We start from the raw sequence: 17,236 nt of genomic DNA on the forward strand, positions 1-17,236 counted from the left end.
ATGCATGAGCTCGGCATCGTCAGAAACATTGTCGCCATCGTTGGCGACGCAGCCAAAGGACGTCGGGTCCGCCGGATTAACATCGAGGTCGGAGAATTGTCCGGCGTGATGACGGACGCGATCGCATTCTGCTTCGACGCGGTCGCGCGAGGAACTTTACTCGAAGGCGCGGCGCTTCAGATCAGAAAGATTGAAGGACGCGCCCGGTGCGACGCCTGTGGATCGGAGTTTGCCACCCAAACGCTGTTCACGCCGTGCTCCTGCGGCTTGCGCCGGCTGACGCGACTCCAGGGTGAGGAACTGAACATCAAAAGCATGGAACTCGAAGAGGAGGTCGCCTGATGTGTGGTCATTGTGGGTGCGGCAGCAAGCAGGGCGCAACGGCCCTCAATCTCCAGACCGGAAAGGAGATGACAATGGGCAACCATTCGCACGATCACGACCACGCTCATGACGAAGCGGACCATCATGAACACGATCATGGGCATGCCGATGGCACCCGGCACAGCCATGGTCACGTCCATGGCGACGGCACGAGCCACTCGCATGATGACCACGATCACCATGATGACCGCCCGCATCAGCACCAGCACGCGGATGGCAGCTGGCATAGTCACAGCCACGGGCATGCCCACCCGCACGATGGTGAAGATAGCATTGTAGAGCTGGAGACGCGCATCCTTGCCAAAAACGACGCACTCGCAGCACGAAATCGCGCCTGGCTGGCGGGCCGCGAAATCCTGACGTTGAACCTCGTCAGTTCACCCGGTGCCGGTAAGACGACACTGCTGGAGCACACCATCCGCGATCTGAAGGCCGAGCTAAAGCTCTATGTCATTGAAGGCGATCAGGCGACCGACAATGACGGACAGCGAATCCGCGCCGCCGGCGCGGCGGCAATCCAGGTCAATACCGGCACCGGGTGCCATCTGGAAGCAGACATGATTGCGCGCGGTTTGAGCGAACTGAAGCCCGCGGCCGGCTCCGTGGTGATGATCGAGAATGTCGGCAATCTGGTGTGTCCTGCCATGTTCGACCTGGGTGAGCGTGCCAAGGTAGTGATCCTCTCGGTGACCGAGGGAGAAGACAAGCCATTGAAATATCCGCACATGTTTCGCGCCGCGGAGGTCATGGTCTTGAACAAGGTGGACCTTTTGCCCCATGTCGATTTCGACGTGCCAACCGCGATCGCAAATGCGCGTGCGCTCAATCCGGAAATTACCGTGTTTCAGGTTTCGGCGCGAAGCGGCGAGGGGCTGTCGGACTGGTATGGCTGGCTGCGAATGGAAGTGAACAAGCTTCATGCGACGGCATTCGCCTAGCAAGTTCTTCAAAGGAAACCGGGGCACCGATGTTCGGGATTCTTGGGCTGGGATTTCTGCTCGGGATGCAGCATGCGCTGGAGGCGGATCATATCGCCGCGGTCTCCAGCATCGCCGCGCGGCGAACCAATATCAGCGATATCGTCAGGCATGGGCTGACCTGGGGCTTTGGCCATACCTTGACGCTGTTCGGTTTTGCGGGCGTGGCCATTCTGTTAGGTCACGCGATTCCCGAGCGCCTCGCGGGCCCCCTTGAGACCTCGGTCGGAATTATGCTGATTGGCCTCGGCGTCAACGTGCTTTGGCATCTCGGACGCGACCGCGTCCATGTTCATCCGCACGGGCACGGCGAGGCAACGCGACACATTCATGCCCATAGCCATGGCAAGGACTCTGTGCCGCATGAGCAGAGTGTGCACCAACACCGCCACGGCTTCCGCTGGCGTTCGTTGATGGTCGGATTGGTACATGGCATGGCCGGTTCGGCGGCACTTGTAATTCTGACAGTGTCTCAGGTCGCCAATCCCATCTATGGAATGCTTTATGTCGCTCTGTTCGGTGTTGGATCGATGCTGGGAATGGGTGCCCTTTCGACGGTCATCGCTGTCCCGCTTGCCGCATCTGCGCGTTGGCTTGCTTGCGCCAACCACGCAATTCAGGGGGCGGTCGGCATCATCACGATCGGAGTGGGTGCCCTGACGGTCTACAACACCCTGGTCGCCTAGCACGACCCATGGAGCCGCACTGCATGCCGGATTGTGGCCGTACCTGAAGGGTGAGGGCGGTGGGTGACGAAGCGGTCGAGGGCGTTCCGATGCGAGGCTGCAGCGCATTCAATGGTCTACGCGGCCTGCTCGTCGTCGTCGTGGTGCTGGCACTTCAGCAATCGACTTTCGCCCAGATCCCAGCCATGCCGGCGAGCAACGGTGCCGTACCTGCCAAGCCTTCGGGTCCCTTGGCTGTAACGGTTCTGCCACCGGTCACGGTGCAGTCTCCGCAACGGTTGCTGAAACCGCGTCGACAGCTGAAGCGCGCAGTACGGATTCCAGGGCAACTGTCGCAAAAGCAGGCGTCTTCCAATCCTCCGAGCGAGCCTGCTGCACCTGCGTCGGGCGCACCCAACGTGGGCTCGGGACGTGTCGGCCAGCCGAGTATGGCTAGCCAGACCGTCGTGACCGGCGAGGAGTTGAACGCCCGACCGGTGACGAGGCCGGGCGAGGTTCTTGAGGCCGTTCCCGGCTTGATCGTTACACAGCACAGCGGCGAGGGCAAAGCCAATCAGTATTTCCTGCGCGGCTACAATCTTGATCACGGCACCGACATGGCGATCTGGGTCGACGATGTGCCGATCAATATGCGCACCCATGCGCACGGGCAGGGCTATTCGGATCTGAATTGGCTGATGCCGGAGACGGTCAACACGCTCGACGTGCGCAAGGGTCCGTACTTTGCCGATGAAGGCGATTTCAGCTCGGCCGGCAACCTCCACATCGGCCTGATCGACCGTGTGGACAAGGTCATTGCGCAGATCACCGCTGGAAGCTTCGGCTACAAGCGAATCTTCGGCATGGGATCGGTCAAACTCGGCGACGGAACGCTGCTGGCCGCCGGCGAGGTCGGCACCTACAACGGACCTTGGGCCAATCCGGACGACGTGCAGAAGCTCAACAGCATGCTGCGCTACACGCAAGGAACGGCGCAGGACGGCTTTTCCGTCACCGCCATGGCCTATTCGAACCGATGGAATGCGACCGATCAGGTGCCCGCGCGCGCTGTCACCTCGCAACAGATCGGATTGTACGGCGCGGAAGATCCGAGCGATGGCGGCAACACCAACCGCTTTTCGCTGTCCGCGCGGATCGCCGGGACCGACGACGGCGGATCGTGGAAGGCCAATGCCTTCATTGTCAAAAGTGGGCTCGACCTCTACAACAACTTCACCTATTTTCTGACCAATCCGACGCTTGGCGATCAGTTTCACCAGCACGACGACCGGGTCATGGCCGGCGCCAACGCGTCGCAGACTTTTAGCGGGTCATTCGCTGGCCGACCTATGGACACCACCTTCGGTATCCAAACCCGATATGACGCCATCAATTTGGCGCTGATAGACACCTATCAGCGAACGTTTCTCACCAACGTGCGCAGCGACACCGTGGGGGAATCAAGCTTCAGTATCTACGCCCAAAACACCGTGCGCTGGACGGACTGGCTGAGGACGACGCTGGGCTTGCGTGGTGACTACTATGCCGCAACCGTGGACTCGATTTTCGACGCTAACAATTCCGGCAACACGCGTGCGGCGATCGGCAGTCCGAAATTCACCATGGTCGTTGGTCCCTTCAGCAAGACCGAACTCTTTTTCGGCGCGGGCACGGGTATGCACAGCAACGACGCGCGCGGCACCACAATAACCGAGGAGCCGACCGATCCGAGTGTCAAGCTATCCGCCTCGCCGCTATTGGTGCGGACCAAAGGTGCCGAGGTCGGCATCCGCAGCAAAGTCGTCCCCGGTCTCGACTCGTCGGTAAGCGTATTCATCCTCGATCAGGACTCCGAGATCGTGTTCAACGGCGACGCCGGCGACACCTCAGCGAGCAGGCCGAGCCGGCGCTATGGGGTGGAGTGGACCAACACTTATCGTCCAAAATCCTGGTTTGCGCTTGATGCGGATGTCGCCGCGACCCACGCTCGCTTTCTTGGCTATGACGGCGGTCAGGCAGCGATCTATGCCTCGCTTGCCGGCTACCAGCAGGCACAGATCGGAAACGCGCCAGGCAACTACATTCCCAACGCGCCGGCGATCATCGCGTCCGCCGGCATCACCCTGGGGGAACAGACCGGCTGGTTCGGCGCATTCCGCTGGCGTTATCTGGCCTCAAGCCCGCTCACCGAAGACAATGCCTTCCGCTCGTCGGCGACAAGCATCTTCAACGGACGCGTGGGCTACCGTCTCGACAATGGCTGGCGCATTCAGCTGGATGGTCTCAACCTGTTCAACACCAGGGCCAACCAGATCACCTATGCGTACGGATCGCTGATCAAGAAAGACAGCCTCTACAATCTCTGCTATCCGCTACAGGTCGCCCCGGCAGCGGTTTGTCAGAACGGTGTGATGGATTATGTCTTCCACCCGGTCGAACCCCTTGTGCTGCGGTTAACACTTTCTGGGCTGTTCTAGCTGGCCAGACTAGTCTAGACGGCTGGCGATCGGCCCTTCCGCTATCCGTTCATTCATTTCATGACGAATCACCTCAGCGCGAACCGCCAGGCCCGTGCGATGGGTGTATTTGCTGCGGCGTGTCCGGGTGCGAAATTTCATAATAAAGGTCGATAGTTATCCGCCATCGGGCCGCGCCATAAGGAATATCAACAAGACGGTTGGCACATTTACACGCCGCGCCACGCGCCGCCGGCCGGCCTCGAAGGCCATCTGACGTTCGCCCTCAAATATGAAGGACTTGACCTGCTGGTCCTGAAAGCCCTGTTTCAGGCGGCTGGACCAGAACCGATCGAGGCCATGGTCAGGGAAACGCCGACCGGCGCCTATGCTCGACGCAGCTGGTTCTTGTGCGAGTGGCTGCTCGGCAAGACGCTCGATCTGCGGGCGGCGGAGAAAGGCGTTTACGCGGAGATCGTCGATCCTGATCTGCAATGGGCGGCAGCCGGGATCACCTCCACGCGTCATCGCGTCAAAAACAATCTGCCCGGGACACCGTCCTTCTGCCCGATGATCTTCGGACAGACGCTTTGCGCGGATTCACGCAGCGCAACTTGCCAGAGCGCGCGCGCGAGGTTATCGCCGACGTGCCCGCGGACGTGCTCGCGCGCACGGTCGCCTTCCTGCTGCTGAAGGACTTGCGCTCGAGCTTTGAGATCGAAGGCGAGCATCCGCCGCAGGAGCGCATTCAACGTTGGGGCAGAGCGATTGGCCAAGCCGGGGGCAAGCCGATCGACCTCGATGAACTGCTGCGCTTGCAACGCATCGTCATCGGCGACGATCGCTTTGTGCTGCTGGGCCTGCGCAACGAGGGGGGCTTTGTGGGCGACCGGGACCGTGACTCGGGCACGCCCTTGCCGGACCATATCAGCGCAAGACACGAGGACCTGCCGTCCCTGATCGAAGGGCTGGTCGCGTTCGACCGCAAAGCAGCGCCGGATCTGGACGCTGTCCTTGCCGCCGCCATCCTCGCGTTCGGATTCGTCTATATTCACCCGTTCGCGGACGGCAACGGCCGCCTGCATCGTTATCTGATCCATCACGTCCTGGCGGAGCGCGGCTTCAATCCGCCCGGCATGGTCTTTCCAGTCTCCGCCGCGATCCTGGATCGCATTAACGATTACCGGCGCACTCTTGAAAGCTATTCGGCTCGCCTGCTGCCCTTCATCAAATGGGAGCCGACATACAAAGGGAATGTTCTCGTCCTCAACGATACGGCAGATTTCTATCGCTTCTTCGAGCCACGCCTCACGCCGAATTCCTCTATGAATGCGTCGCAAGGACGATCGCTACCGATCTGCCGGCGGAAGCCAGATATCTGGAAGCTTACGACACGTTCAGGCGTAGCGTGACAGAGATCGTCGATATGCCGGACGGCACCGTCGACCTGTTGTTTGGCTTCCTGCGACAAAACGAGGGTGTTCTGTCGAAACGCGGCCGTGAAAAGGAATTTGCCAAACTGACCGACGATGAGGTCGCCACTAGCGCGCACTTCAAGCCACTCAGAGGCTCCAGCGGGCAGGCCGACTTTCCCCAATCTATCTTGGGAGCTCGAAATCGGCGGGATGGTCTGTCGGCCGGAACATCAAAGAAATGCAGAAGAGCGACATTTCGCCGGTTCACGAGTGCGCCGGCAGCCCTCTCGCTCCGGACAGGCCGACGTCAGTGTTTGCAACAGATGTGGGGCGGAGTCCGGCTGGATACCGGGCTTGGTGCCGAAGATCGTCGAACGGTTGGTTGAGGCAGTTCTCGATATCCGTAAGCGGGTGTGTCGGTTCTGTTGATCGAACAGCGCCTGACGATTGCGCTAGATATCAGCGACCGCGTTCTCGTCATGGGGCATGGACACTTCGTCTATGACGGTACGCTGGACAGTCTTCGCGACGACGTTGACGATCAACGCAATTGGCTCGCAGTCAGCGGCGCTGTGAATTAGACCGCGTTTATTTCTCGTCCGAACTCAGTATGGGATGATGACCTGATAAGCCGCCGTTGCTCGACGGCGCACACTGCGGATGCACGAAGAGCGTGTCAACCTGCCAACGGTGTCACCCAGAACTAGCGAGTCATTTTACCGACGATTTGTCTTATCCGATTGACGCAATTGTCCGCATGATCTTGAGGACTCGGCTAGGCCGGGGTCACGCGGATCGGCATGCTCGTCAGGCCGCGCAGCGAATTGTTCAGCAAGCGTTTCGGCTCGCCGGCAAGTTCAATGCTCTTCACTCGTCTCGCGAGCTCGCCCAGGATCAGCTCGCCCTCGAGTCGGGCAATCATCTGTCCGATGCAGGCATGAATACCGGCGCCGAAACCGACATGCCCGGTTACGCCGCGTGCAACGTCGAAGCGATCGGGGTGCTCCCACCGCGACGGGTCACGGTTGGCCGACGCCATGAACAGCAGCACCTTCCGGTGCGCTGGGATCGTCTGGCCGCCGATCTCGACGCTACGGGAGGTCGTGCGAAAGAACGTCTGCACTGGTGAATCATAGCGTAGTCCTTCCTCGAATGCGTTGCGCGCAAGCTCCGGCCTTTCGCGGAGCTTCCGATACTCGTCCGGATGGGTGGCGAGCGCTAGCACCGCGTTGCCTATACCGTTGACGGTGGTGTCGATCCCGGCGGTGAGGAACGGTCGCACCAGATGGGTTGCTTCCTGCTCGGTGATTTCGCCCTCGTCGGCGGCCTCATAGATCATCATGCCCAATCCATCCGGCCGCAGCACACTGCGCGCGCAGCATTCCATGATCCAGCTCTGCGCCGCGAGACCCGCTGGCCTCGTCGCTGCGACCTGCTCGTTGTCGGGGCCGAAACTGTTGAACACGAAGGTGCTCCAGGCCAGCAACTTCTCGCGTCCGTCGGGCCGGATGCCGATGGCGTCCGGAAACACCTTCATCGGATAGGCTTCCGCGAGATCGCGCATTCCGTCGAACGTACCCTTGTCCAGGAGCTCCGAGACCTTCGCCTCGGCTTCCCTCTGGAAGGTCGCGCGCAGTTTCTTCGCGATGCCCGGCGACAGCGTCCGGCCAAGCACGCGGCGCCCTTTGTCGTGGTCGGGAGGATCAATCTGCAGCGTCAACGGCTTGGGGAGCGCCGGATTCATCCCGTGCAGGCCGACCCCTTCGCCGCTGATATAGGTGCGCCAGTCTTTCAGCGCGGCGTCGACCTCGGTATAGCGCGCCATCGCCCAGATGTCGTATCGCTCGATCCGGAATATGGGCCCGAGCGCGCGCAGCGTTTCGTAGGCGGGATAAGGATTCAGCAAAAAGTCGGACGCAAAGGGGTCGTCGGTGTAGGACGGAGTGCCGCTCATCGCCATCTTGCTCGCTCTGCTATTGCTTCACCAGCGGACATTGGCCGTCGCTCTCGGGCCGAAACGCGTCCTCGCCCTTGATTGTTCCGACCACCTTCAGGAGATCCCAGGGCGACTTCGACTCGTCTGGCGCCTTGACCTGGAGTAGGTAGAGCGGATGGATCTTGCGGCCGTCCTTGCGGATGTAGCCTTTGCCGAACAGCGGGTCGTCGGTGGGAGTGTCCTTCATCGCGGCCACGACGGCCTTGCCGTCCTTGGCGCCCCCGACCTTGTCGACCGCCTTGAGATAGTGAATGACGGAGGCATAGACGCCGGCCTGCATGTCGTTCGGATAGGCTTTTGACGGAATGCGTTCGGCGAAGCGTTTCGCGAAGGCGCGCGTGTTCTCGTTCAAGTCCCAGTAGAACGGGTTCATGATCTGGGCTCCTTGCGCAAACCGCAGCGTCAGGGCCGGGAGCCCGTTCATGCCTAGGATCAATCCGACGAGCTTTCGATCCTTGGTCAGTCCGAACTCGGCTGCCTGTTTCATCGACGTGATGGTGTCGTCACCCGCATTGGCGATGCCGATGATGTCGGCGCCAGACGCCTGGGCTTGGAGCAGGAATGATGCGTAGTCCGGGGTTCCCAAGGGATGACGCACTGCCCCGAGCACTTCGCCGCCGGATGCCTTCACGGCTTCGGAGGCCTGCTTCTCGAGATCATGGCCGAAAGCGTAGTCGGCGGTGATGAAGAACCACTTCTTGCCGCCCTGCGCCACGATGGCTTTGCCAAGGCCGTGCCCGTAGGCATAGGTGTCGTAGGTCCAGTGCACGGTGTTCGGCGTGCACTTTTCCCCGGTAAGGAGCGCGGTGCCGGCACCGGATCCCACGAAAACCTTGTTCTTCTCGGCGCTCATGCCGGCGACCGCGAGCGCGATCGAGGAGTTGGGAACGTCGAAGATCGCGGCAACGCCTTCGTTCTCGTACCACCGCCTTGCAATCCCGATGCCGACGTCGGTCTTGTTCTGATGATCGGCGGCGACAACTTCGACGGGCTTTCCGCCCGCCTTTCCGCCATAGTCCTCGACCGCCATTTTGGCTGCAACGACCGAGCCAATGCCTTGATAACTCGCGAACGGACCGGACTGGTCGTTCAGGATGCCGATCTTCACCACGTCTTGCGCGAGAACCGGTACCGGCACCAGCAACAAGGCCCAGATGGACACCTGCCGCAGCAACTTAATGCTCATTGTGTCTCCTCCCTCTCGCGGACTTCAACGCCGCTTATATATAATAGTTATATTTTATAGCTATTTTGGGCGTTGTCAATTCGCCTGAAGCCCGGTCAAATTGCGAGTCATGAATAGATACGGAGCTAAGGTGAAGCTTGTTCGCCAGCCGGGCCAGGCCACATTGCTGAATCTTCTGGCGCTTCGGAGGACGCCCGGCTTCATGCTACGCATGGCGCAGTTGAAGTTCTTCGAAGGTTTCTATGAGCACTTCGCCGAATTCGGCTTAACCCCGGCGACCTACGCGATACTCACCATCATCCGTGACAACCCGGGCATTCCTCCGAGCGGCCTGGCGAGCCTGTTGCACCTGAAGTTGCCGAATTTGATAAAGACGCTCAACGAACTCGAGTCGACCGCCGTCATCAAGCGCACACGATCAAAGTCCGATCGTCGCGCTGTCGAATTGGTCCTCACTCCGAAAGGCACGAAGCTGATCAAGGAAGCCGCCAACGCGACAGACCCCTACAATCGCAAAATGCTGGCTCCACTCAGCGAGGCTGAGCAAGACAAGCTGCTGGAGTTTCTTAATCGTATCGTGCCGCTGTGGTGACGCCCCGGCCTGAAGAGCCAATCTTTCTCCGCGGGAGCGCGCACTTCCTGTTTCCAACTAGAGTCGAAACTCAATTGATCCACCAAGTCAGCGAGTTCGCCAAGAGGGTTGTGGACGGGAGGATGTCAGCGCGTTTGCCATGGGGAGTTGCAATGCGACGAAATTCTTTCAATCAACAAGACATGCGCTCGATGACGTTTCGGCTTTTGGAGGCGTTCTTATCGGGGTGATGCGAATAGGGTTCGGCAGGATCACAGCTTTGATCCGGCTCAGGGCAGGTTCATCGCGCAGGCAATTAGCATCATAGGCTCTGTCTGCAGAAGCGCCGCGACTGTCTGCGAGATCATCTTCGAGGGGAGCGTCAGCCCCGCAACGCTCAAAGCCGAGCACAGGCGGCGCAACCATGAGCTTTTCAAGATCGGCCGGGCGGACTTCGACGACATGCCGACCCCTGCACAAATAGCCGAAGCTCAGAAGCTTGCACGGGAATGGAAGCCGACGCGTTGAGCTGCAAGTTTATCGTTGCTGGCCTCATGATCTTGGCTTTAGGCAACGCAGCTCTTTTTGCGGCGATCAACGGACAGGCCAGCATCATCGACGGCCACACGCTCGAAATTCACGGCACGCGCATTAGGCTGCGGGGCATTGATGCGTCTGAAAGCTCGCAGCTCTGCCGGGGTGACGACAGCTTGCCTTATCGTTGTGGAGCGAAGGCCGCGAATGAGTTGAACGCGTTCATAATAAGAAGGGGGGTGAGCTGTGAGCCGTGATGTCTACGGGAGCACAGTCCGAACGTGCGCAATAGGCGCCACTGGCCTGGGTGACTGGCTTGTCCGCGGCGGGCTCGCGTTCGATTGGCCCCGCTACTCGAAAGGCAAATACGATGGCGCCCAACGCGAAGCCTAGCACGCGGGGCGGGGAGTTTGGACTGGCTTCTAGGTGGCGCCGTGGCTCTATCGAGCGTGCGTCAAGCTGGGCGGCAAGGAAAGCCACTGTTCGGACGACGCAAGCGCGGCAGCGAAGCCTTAGCTCTTACAGGCAAGCTCTAAGTCGTCCAAGTCACGAACATCGTCCTTTGGCGCGTCCTTCGAATTTACGAATTTCATGTCACGGGAGGCGGAACCGCAAAGTCTGTGTCCAGAAAGGCGGTCTCCAATTTCATGCTGCTTGAATGCGCTTAGCGGTTACTGCGCTGGAGATCAGAGCGGACACCAACACCTCGCTGTTCGGAGCCTTGCTGTCGAGCTTACCTTTTGCGCATTGGTGTTGGCGTTTGACTTCAAGCACAAACGCGCCCTGGGCGGGAGGCCCCAGGTAACTTTGAACGTGGTGACCTCGTAACCCATCTGTTCGAGGAGTGGCAAAGCGTCGCCCACGTGCTGGGTGAAAGAGTCGAACTCGGACATCAGTCTGCCGGTCGGATCGGATAGATCGGGAAGGGATGGGTCCGGCATTGAAGGTAGCGATACGGACGGCATCGAAGGCATCATATCACGGGCGGACTTAGTTAGGTTGTCTAGTCGGCTTGGTGGGCTATCTTCTGCTTGCGCAGGCAAAGCGAAGAGATGTTGATCGCTGGGTGCTTCGATAGCCACGTCCGAACGGTTGCAGTTTCTCTGTCGGGCAGCAGGGTACCGATCCGCCGGCGCTCCAAATCGCACACGATCGTCCCGTACGGATGGTTTCTCCGGAATGCCCAGTCATCGATGCCCACAACAAGCAATGGATATGTCGGCATCGCCGTCCGCCGGCGGACCACCCGTAGCAAGGTATCGTTGCTGACAGGCAGCATCAGCCGCTTGGCGAACCTTGCCGCCGGCCGGTCGCTGAGCGCCAGCCCCAGGTGATGGACGATGTATTCCAGCCGTGCCGTCCGGCGCCGACGAAGCGGGACGATGTCTTCTCCGAACCGCTCCGGGAAGATCCGCCGGCATCGGATCACTGGATCACTTTAAGTTCCGTCCGGCCCGCACAGAGGTCGCTATTCGACCGGCGGATAGGAGCCAACACGTCAGCTCGAATTGTCCATATCAAGCGGCGCCGACGGATCAGCCAATTCGGCTGGCATCGAAATGTGGGCATCGCAGATCGACTTTTTAATTTGTGCCCCTATTGTGCCCCCGCTTTTATGGGGTACATCTCAGGGGAATAAGGTCAGCAAGTCATTGAATTTGATGATATAATGGTGGGCGCACAAGGGATCGAACCTTGGACCTCTCCCGTGTGAAGGGAACGCTCTCCCGCTGAGCTATGCGCCCGGGACCATCATGCAGGCGGCCGCAACTTGCGGCCGGCCGGCACATCGGAGCCCGCGATTTAGAAGTGCGGGCCGAAGGTGTCAAGTTTTCAGGCGCCGCGGGGGCGGAAAACCCTGGTCCGGTCACGCAATCCGCAGGGTAAGCCGGGTTTGGGGCCGGTTACGCGCCCTGCTGTCTGGCGCGGGAGGCGTGGGCCTGGAGCGCGCGGATGCGCTCGGCGAGCGTTCCGCCGCCTTCGGGCAGGCGGGCCGCGGGAGCGCCGTTGGTCGCGGCGTCGTTGGCCGCGCGCGGCGCCGGCTTCGGAGGCTGGCCGGCCTCGGCCGCGAGCAGCGCCTCGATCGGCGAGTTCGGGCCTTCGAGCTGCATCGCGAGTTTTGCGACTTCCGCCGCGATGTCGTTGATGCGCTCGCGCAGCAGCGCGTTCTCCATGCGCTCGGTGGCCCAGGAACTCTCCGCCTGCTGCTGGATGGCGTTGATGTCGCGCTGGAGCTTGGCGCGCTCGTCGCGCGCGGTGCGGAGCTGCTCCTCCAGCGCGGCCTTTTCCGCGCGCAGCGATTCCATTGCAGCCGACGACCTGCCGCCGCTCAAGGCGGCGATCTCGACGCGCAGCTCCTTGATGGTGCGCTCATTGCTCTCGTTGGCCTGGCGGAGCTGGTTGTTCTCGTAGTCGCGCTCGGCGAGCAGCTTGCCCTGCGTGGCGAGGCGGCCTTCGAGATCGGCGACGCGGCCCGACAACATCTCGGCCTCTTTCACCTGCGCGATGAGCTGGCGATCGAGCTCGGTGACGCGCTGGCTCAGATTCTCGACGCGGCCGCGCGCCTCGGCGAGCTCGCGCGAGACGGTCTCGGATTCGGTGCGCTCCTGCGCGAGGCGCGCCTGCGTGGCGGCAAATTCCTTCTCGGCATCGCCGACGCGGTTCTTCAATTCCTCGATCTGCGCGCGCACGGCGATCAGCTCGACCTGGCGGCTCTCCGCCATCATGGAGCGGTCGGACAGCTCGGCATTGATCTTCGCGAGCTCGGCCTGCTTGTCGGCCAGCGCGATCTCGGCCTCGCGCAAGGATTGGGTCTTGGCGCTGAACTCTTCTTCGGTGGCGCGGAGCTGTTCCTTTACGGCCTTCTCGCGCGCTTCCAGCGCGAAGATCGTGGCGTTCTTTTCGCCGAGTTCGATCTTCATGCGGTTGATGGCGTCACTCTTCTTGCCAAGCTCGGCGAGCTGGCTCGTCGTCTTGTTCTTGAGCTGCTCGACGCTCATCTCGAGCCGCCGCGCCGACATGGCGAATTCAGCGCGGAGCTGGTCCTTGTCGGCCTGGATCTCGGCCATCGACAGCGGCGTCGCGGCCTCGAGGCGGCGCGTGGTCAGTCGCACGGCGCGGTTATGCACCAGCGGCACGATCGCGAGCCCGCACAGCATCGAGAGCAGGAAACCGATCGCCAGGTACATGATCGGTTCGACCATGAGAACTCCCAGAGCTAAGGAAAAATTTACCAACGACAATGCATGCCGGGCCGGCAAAAAGCCAGCCCCGGCCGTTCGTTAACCTTGATCTGTACGCGGATGGGAGGGAGCAGACCTAGAACGGGTTCCAGGTCGCCCGCGGCGTGTATTTGAGATAGCCGATATTGGCGCCCAGCCGCAGGCCGAGGCCGGAGCGGATCGGCACCAGCACGATATTGTTGGCGGTGAGCGCTGTCATGCCGAAGCCGCCGATGATGTAGGCCGAGCCGTCGATGCCGCCGAAGCGCTGGTAGATCGCGTTGGTGGCGGGCAAATTGTAGACCAATGTCATGGTCCGCGCGCCATCTCCGCCCCAGTCGAAGCCGAGCGAGGGACCTTGCCAGTAGACCCTGAGGTCGCCGGCATTCTTGGTGTAGAGCGTGCCTTCGCCATAGCGCAGGCCGGCGACGAAGGCACCGGAGCCTTCCTCACCCAGGATGTAGCCGTTCGGCAGGCCCCATTGGCTGACCGCCTTCTCGATGATCGAGGCGAGCCCGCGCGAGACGTTGCCGAAGAAGCGGTGGCCGGCCGTGACGAGTTCGTCCGGCCCATAGGTGCTTGGTGTCGGGGTCCGCTGCGGCGGCGGCAGGTCGGGCGGCGGCGCCGTCTGGGCCGAGGCCGGCACGATCCAGCCGACCATCGCGGCAAGCGCGAGCGCAGCAAGGCGTGATGCGAAAGTCATAAAGAACCCCTGGTACCGAATCCGGTCGCTTCCTTAACCTGACGCCAACAGGCACGGCTCTAGGTTGCGCCGGATGTCCCCTCGACTCGGATGTTATCCGCAGCAACTATGACGGCACAACGGCAGGAAGATAGCCCTTTGCGCCCCGGAATTGCCTTGATCGGCCTTCGCGTCTGCCTGTTGGCCGGCATCTGGATCATGTGCCCGGGGATGCCGGCGGTGGCCGCCACCACCGAGCGGATCGTCGTCAACCGCTTCACCGGCGTCGCCATCGAGGGCTTCGACCCCGTCGCTTACTTCGTCACGGGGACGGCCGTGCAGGGGACGGCGGAGTTCGAGGCAAATCTCTGGGGTGCCGTCTGGCGCTTCCGCAACGAGGGCAACCGCGCCTCTTTCCTGGCTCATCCAGAGATCTACGGACCGCAATTCGGCGGCTATGATCCGGCCGATATCGCCCGCGGCGTCACCATCGCCGGCAATCCCCATTTCTTCGCGATCATTGCGCAGCGGCTCTATTTGTTCAGCCGGGAAGCCAATCGTGACGCTTTCGTCGCCAATCCCGAGCGCTTCCTCTATGAGGTGGGCAAGCGCTGGCCGGCCCTTCAGGACAAGCTCGGCCAGTGACGAGCCCGGTCAGTAGCAGCCTACCGCCACCGCCTGTGGGTCGCCCCAGGCGATGAATTCCGGGATGATGAAGCCGGTGTGGCTGCGCTGGCCGAATCGAAGCTCGCCGCCCCTGCCGTCGGTCACCTTGCCGCCGGCCGCGGTCACCACCGCACAGCCGGCTCCGACATCCCATTCCGATGTCGGCCCGAAGCGGGGATAGATGTCTGCGCTGCCTTCCGCGATCCGGCCGAATTTCACTGCCGAGCCGACCGTCCGTCTGACCGCATTGGGCCTGCTGTCGATGAACGCCTCGCTCCTGGGATCGCCATGCGAACGGCTCACCGCCGCGATCCAGGGCTCGCCGCGCGCCGGCAGCTTGCGGGTGTGAATCGGCTCGGCCGCCCCGATGGCTGCGCCGCTCAGCGCCACGCGCTCGGCGCCCAGCCCGACGATGCCGCGCCAGAGCAGACCGAGCGCGGGCGCGCTGACGATTCCGAGCAGCGGCACGCCTTCAGTCACCAGGGCGAGGTTGACGGTGAACTCGTCGCGGCCGGCGACGAACTCCTTGGTGCCGTCCAGCGGATCGATCAGGAAGAAGCTGCCCTGAAATGGCGGGGAGGCGAACTGGGCCTGTTCTTCCGACAGCGTCGGAACGCTGCCCGCGAGCTGCGCCAGGCCATCGGCGATGATGCGGTCCGCTGCAAGGTCGGCTTCAGTCACCGGCGAGCCGTCCTGCTTGCCCTCGATCCGCATGGCAGCGCGGTTGACGGCAAGGATGGCTTCGCCCGCCTTCACCACCAGCGCGGTGAGCGGCTCCATCAATCCGGATGCGGCCTTGGCGTCGATGATCCTCACCTGCATGCCTCATTCATCGGCAAGTCTCTATTGTCAGCAAGTCTCGCCCGCTCGGCTGATTCGCCTTGATTGATTCGACCTTGCCTTTATGGCCGCTTCGAACCTATCGCAAGCTAGCTGCCACAGGCTGGCGAATGTTAGAACCCGGAGCATCCGTCAAGCATGCGTGATTCGCGGCGTCCAGTGCCGTGCAATTCCAGGAACCCTCCAGGACCCCATTATATGTCTGACGCCTCGTCGCCCGCGACCGCTACTGCTCCCGATATGCTCGAACTCGCCGCGCTCCTGTGCTCGCGCGTTTGCCACGATCTCATCAGCCCTGTCGGCGCCATCGTCAACGGGCTCGAAGTGCTCGACGACGATCCCAAGCCGGAAGACCGCGAATTCGCGCTCGACCTGATCCGCAAGAGCGCCAAGACCGCATCGGCCCGTCTCCAGTTCTGCCGCCTGGCCTTCGGCGCGGCCGGCTCCTCCGGCGCGCAGATCGATCTCGGCGATGCCCAGACCATGGCACGCGGCCACATCGAGGACGGCAAGTGCTCGATCACCTGGAACCTGCCGCGGCTGCTGCTGCCGAAGAATCGCGTCAAGCTGCTGCTCAACATGCTGATCGTCGCCCAGCACACGATCCCGCGCGGGGGCATGTTGACGATCGATCCGCTTGGCGAAGGCGAGACGATGAGCTTTCGCATCACCGCGACCGGACACAATGCGCGCTTGCCGCAGAACATCTCCGAACTCCTCAGCGGCGAGCGCGGGCCTGCCGCGGATGCGCATGCGATCCAGCCTTATTATACGCGGCTGCTCGCGCAGGCCTGCGGCCTCACGGTGACGCTGAAGCCGGAAGGCGAAGCGATCATCATTACCGCTTCGTAAACGCGCACGGCGCGCTCAGAGGTTAAGCCGATCTTTACGAGGCGCTTCGGCTTGTCCGGAGCGCCTTATCTCTTTGTTGGCTCCGTTCTTTTCCACATACTCAACCAATATTAAACGCTTTGCGGTGAAGCTGGCCTCATTCCGAATTGGCGCATCACGCTCCGTGCGCGCCCGCCCTGTATGAAGGCCTGTTTTCATGGATGATCTGTTGCGGGAGTTTTTGACGGAGACCAGCGAGAGCCTGGACACCGTGGACAATCAGCTGGTGAAGTTCGAGCAGGAGCCGAACAACGCCAAGATCCTGGATAACATCTTCCGCCTGGTCCACACCATCAAGGGCACCTGCGGGTTCCTGGGCCTGCCGCGGCTCGAAGCGCTGGCGCATGCCGGCGAGACCTTGATGGGCAAATTCCGTGACGGCATGCCGGTGACAGGGCAGGCGGTGACGGTGATCCTGTCCTCGATCGACCGCATCAAGGAGATCCTCGCAGGCCTCGAGGCGACCGAAGCCGAGCCCGAGGGCAACGACCGCGATCTTATCGACAAGCTGGAAGCGATGGTCGAGCAGGGCATGGCGGCGATGTCAGCGTCGGCGCCGCCGATGCCGGCAGGTGCCGCTGCTCCCGTCACTGACGCTCCGCCATTGGTGCCGGAAGCCCCGGCTGCCGCTGCGCCTGCGCCGGCACAGGATATGACCACGGGCACGCTGATCGATCAGACGCTGGAGCGCCCGTTGCGTCCGGGCGAAGTCTCGCTCGACGAGCTCGAGCGCGCCTTCCGCGAGACCGCGA

At 61.7% G+C, this 17,236-nt stretch carries 17 protein-coding genes, 1 tRNA gene and 1 pseudogene; 11 read left to right on the forward strand and 8 right to left on the reverse strand.

Features of this window, described 5'->3' with window-relative positions; all coding sequences use genetic code 11:
- The 4 genes from ACYCVF_RS32105 to ACYCVF_RS32120 all read left to right on the forward strand — a co-directional run bounded on the left by ACYCVF_RS32105 (position 1) and on the right by ACYCVF_RS32120 (position 4,503).
- Positions 1–342, forward strand: coding sequence for a hydrogenase maturation nickel metallochaperone HypA/HybF (locus tag ACYCVF_RS32105; protein ID WP_459606701.1), 342 nt, complete (start codon positions 1–3; stop codon positions 340–342).
- Entirely contained in the window at positions 342–1,322 is a 981-nt protein-coding gene (gene hypB, locus ACYCVF_RS32110; protein ID WP_459606700.1) for a hydrogenase nickel incorporation protein HypB, read from the forward strand. The genes ACYCVF_RS32105 and hypB overlap by 1 nt, the downstream gene beginning before the upstream one ends.
- A gap of 29 nt (positions 1,323–1,351) precedes the next feature.
- Positions 1,352–2,047, forward strand: coding sequence for an urease accessory protein (locus ACYCVF_RS32115; protein ID WP_459606699.1), 696 nt, complete (start codon positions 1,352–1,354; stop codon positions 2,045–2,047).
- A 185-nt stretch (positions 2,048–2,232) separates the two neighbouring features.
- Positions 2,233–4,503 carry a TonB-dependent receptor gene (locus ACYCVF_RS32120; protein ID WP_459606989.1) on the forward strand — a complete coding sequence of 757 codons (2,271 nt, stop codon included), beginning with the start codon at positions 2,233–2,235 and terminating at the stop codon, positions 4,501–4,503.
- Positions 4,504–4,659: 156 nt separating this feature from the next.
- On the opposite strand, the gene ACYCVF_RS32125 is transcribed toward ACYCVF_RS32120, so the two are convergent.
- Positions 4,660–4,977, reverse strand: a complete 318-nt coding sequence (locus ACYCVF_RS32125; protein WP_459606698.1) for a hypothetical protein — start codon at positions 4,975–4,977, stop codon at positions 4,660–4,662.
- Positions 4,978–5,072: 95 nt separating this feature from the next.
- Between ACYCVF_RS32125 and ACYCVF_RS32130 the strand changes: the two genes are divergently transcribed.
- Positions 5,073–5,894, forward strand: a complete 822-nt coding sequence (locus ACYCVF_RS32130; RefSeq protein ID WP_459606697.1) for a Fic family protein — start codon at positions 5,073–5,075, stop codon at positions 5,892–5,894.
- Positions 5,891–6,283: a hypothetical protein gene (locus ACYCVF_RS32135; protein WP_459606696.1), complete on the forward strand. Its 393-nt coding sequence runs from the start codon at positions 5,891–5,893 to the stop codon at positions 6,281–6,283. The genes ACYCVF_RS32130 and ACYCVF_RS32135 overlap by 4 nt, the downstream gene beginning before the upstream one ends.
- Before the next feature lie 389 nt (positions 6,284–6,672).
- On the opposite strand, the gene ACYCVF_RS32140 is transcribed toward ACYCVF_RS32135, so the two are convergent.
- Both ACYCVF_RS32140 and ACYCVF_RS32145 read right to left on the reverse strand, forming a co-directional pair.
- Entirely contained in the window at positions 6,673–7,851 is a 1,179-nt protein-coding gene (locus tag ACYCVF_RS32140; RefSeq protein ID WP_459606695.1) for a cytochrome P450, read from the reverse strand.
- 19 nt (positions 7,852–7,870) lie between these two features.
- A complete protein-coding gene (locus tag ACYCVF_RS32145; protein ID WP_459606694.1) occupies positions 7,871–9,079 on the reverse strand; it encodes an ABC transporter substrate-binding protein in 1,209 nt (402 codons plus the stop codon).
- A gap of 130 nt (positions 9,080–9,209) precedes the next feature.
- Here ACYCVF_RS32145 and ACYCVF_RS32150 point away from each other — a divergent pair, with 130 nt between their 5' ends.
- Both ACYCVF_RS32150 and ACYCVF_RS32155 read left to right on the forward strand, forming a co-directional pair.
- The gene (locus ACYCVF_RS32150) at positions 9,210–9,671 is read left to right on the forward strand and encodes a MarR family winged helix-turn-helix transcriptional regulator (RefSeq protein ID WP_459606693.1); all 462 of its coding nucleotides are present in this window, start codon (positions 9,210–9,212) and stop codon (positions 9,669–9,671) included.
- A gap of 488 nt (positions 9,672–10,159) precedes the next feature.
- On the forward strand, positions 10,160–10,441 hold the full coding sequence (locus tag ACYCVF_RS32155) for a thermonuclease family protein (protein ID WP_459606692.1): 282 nt from the start codon (positions 10,160–10,162) through the stop codon (positions 10,439–10,441).
- Positions 10,442–11,235: 794 nt separating this feature from the next.
- Here the strand turns inward: ACYCVF_RS32155 and ACYCVF_RS32160 are convergent.
- From ACYCVF_RS32160 to ACYCVF_RS32175, 4 genes and pseudogenes are all read right to left on the reverse strand, one after another.
- Positions 11,236–11,601 (reverse strand): annotated as a pseudogene (locus ACYCVF_RS32160) (transposase); the annotation flags it as partial.
- A gap of 253 nt (positions 11,602–11,854) precedes the next feature.
- Positions 11,855–11,929, reverse strand: a tRNA-Val gene (locus ACYCVF_RS32165).
- 159 nt (positions 11,930–12,088) lie between these two features.
- Positions 12,089–13,387, reverse strand: coding sequence for a hypothetical protein (locus tag ACYCVF_RS32170; RefSeq protein WP_459604834.1), 1,299 nt, complete (start codon positions 13,385–13,387; stop codon positions 12,089–12,091).
- Positions 13,388–13,502: 115 nt separating this feature from the next.
- Positions 13,503–14,108, reverse strand: a complete 606-nt coding sequence (locus ACYCVF_RS32175) for a DUF1134 domain-containing protein (protein WP_459604835.1) — start codon at positions 14,106–14,108, stop codon at positions 13,503–13,505.
- A gap of 138 nt (positions 14,109–14,246) precedes the next feature.
- On the opposite strand from ACYCVF_RS32175, the gene ACYCVF_RS32180 reads away from it, so the two are divergent.
- On the forward strand, positions 14,247–14,732 hold the full coding sequence (locus ACYCVF_RS32180; RefSeq protein ID WP_459604836.1) for a YHS domain-containing (seleno)protein: 486 nt from the start codon (positions 14,247–14,249) through the stop codon (positions 14,730–14,732).
- Positions 14,733–14,741: 9 nt separating this feature from the next.
- Here ACYCVF_RS32180 and ACYCVF_RS32185 read toward each other — a convergent pair whose 3' ends face one another.
- Complete coding sequence (locus ACYCVF_RS32185) at positions 14,742–15,575, reverse strand: 3'(2'),5'-bisphosphate nucleotidase CysQ family protein (protein ID WP_459604837.1); 834 nt, start codon at positions 15,573–15,575, stop codon at positions 14,742–14,744.
- 216 nt (positions 15,576–15,791) lie between these two features.
- Here ACYCVF_RS32185 and chpT point away from each other — a divergent pair, with 216 nt between their 5' ends.
- The gene (gene chpT / locus ACYCVF_RS32190; protein WP_459604838.1) at positions 15,792–16,445 is read left to right on the forward strand and encodes a histidine phosphotransferase ChpT; all 654 of its coding nucleotides are present in this window, start codon (positions 15,792–15,794) and stop codon (positions 16,443–16,445) included.
- Positions 16,446–16,641: 196 nt separating this feature from the next.
- A partial coding sequence (locus ACYCVF_RS32195) for an Hpt domain-containing protein (protein WP_459604839.1) occupies positions 16,642–17,236 on the forward strand: 595 nt, incomplete at its 3' end.

The organism is Bradyrhizobium cedriense (assembly GCF_054602315.1).

What these genes read in the sequence shown, in the direction of transcription:
- ACYCVF_RS32105 (WP_459606701.1), top strand. Translation starts at nt 1, where the DNA reads ATGCATGAGCTCGGCATCGTCAGAAACATTGTCGCCATCGTTGGCGAC.
- hypB (WP_459606700.1), top strand. Translation starts at nt 342, where the DNA reads ATGTGTGGTCATTGTGGGTGCGGCAGCAAGCAGGGCGCAACGGCCCTC.
- ACYCVF_RS32115 (WP_459606699.1), top strand. Translation starts at nt 1,352, where the DNA reads ATGTTCGGGATTCTTGGGCTGGGATTTCTGCTCGGGATGCAGCATGCG.
- ACYCVF_RS32120 (WP_459606989.1), top strand. Translation starts at nt 2,233, where the DNA reads ATGCCGGCGAGCAACGGTGCCGTACCTGCCAAGCCTTCGGGTCCCTTG.
- ACYCVF_RS32140 (WP_459606695.1), bottom strand. Translation starts at nt 7,851, where the DNA reads ATGAGCGGCACTCCGTCCTACACCGACGACCCCTTTGCGTCCGACTTT.
- ACYCVF_RS32145 (WP_459606694.1), bottom strand. Translation starts at nt 9,079, where the DNA reads ATGAGCATTAAGTTGCTGCGGCAGGTGTCCATCTGGGCCTTGTTGCTG.
- ACYCVF_RS32155 (WP_459606692.1), top strand. Translation starts at nt 10,160, where the DNA reads ATGGAAGCCGACGCGTTGAGCTGCAAGTTTATCGTTGCTGGCCTCATG.
- ACYCVF_RS32170 (WP_459604834.1), bottom strand. Translation starts at nt 13,387, where the DNA reads ATGGTCGAACCGATCATGTACCTGGCGATCGGTTTCCTGCTCTCGATG.
- ACYCVF_RS32175 (WP_459604835.1), bottom strand. Translation starts at nt 14,108, where the DNA reads ATGACTTTCGCATCACGCCTTGCTGCGCTCGCGCTTGCCGCGATGGTC.
- ACYCVF_RS32185 (WP_459604837.1), bottom strand. Translation starts at nt 15,575, where the DNA reads ATGCAGGTGAGGATCATCGACGCCAAGGCCGCATCCGGATTGATGGAG.
- chpT (WP_459604838.1), top strand. Translation starts at nt 15,792, where the DNA reads ATGTCTGACGCCTCGTCGCCCGCGACCGCTACTGCTCCCGATATGCTC.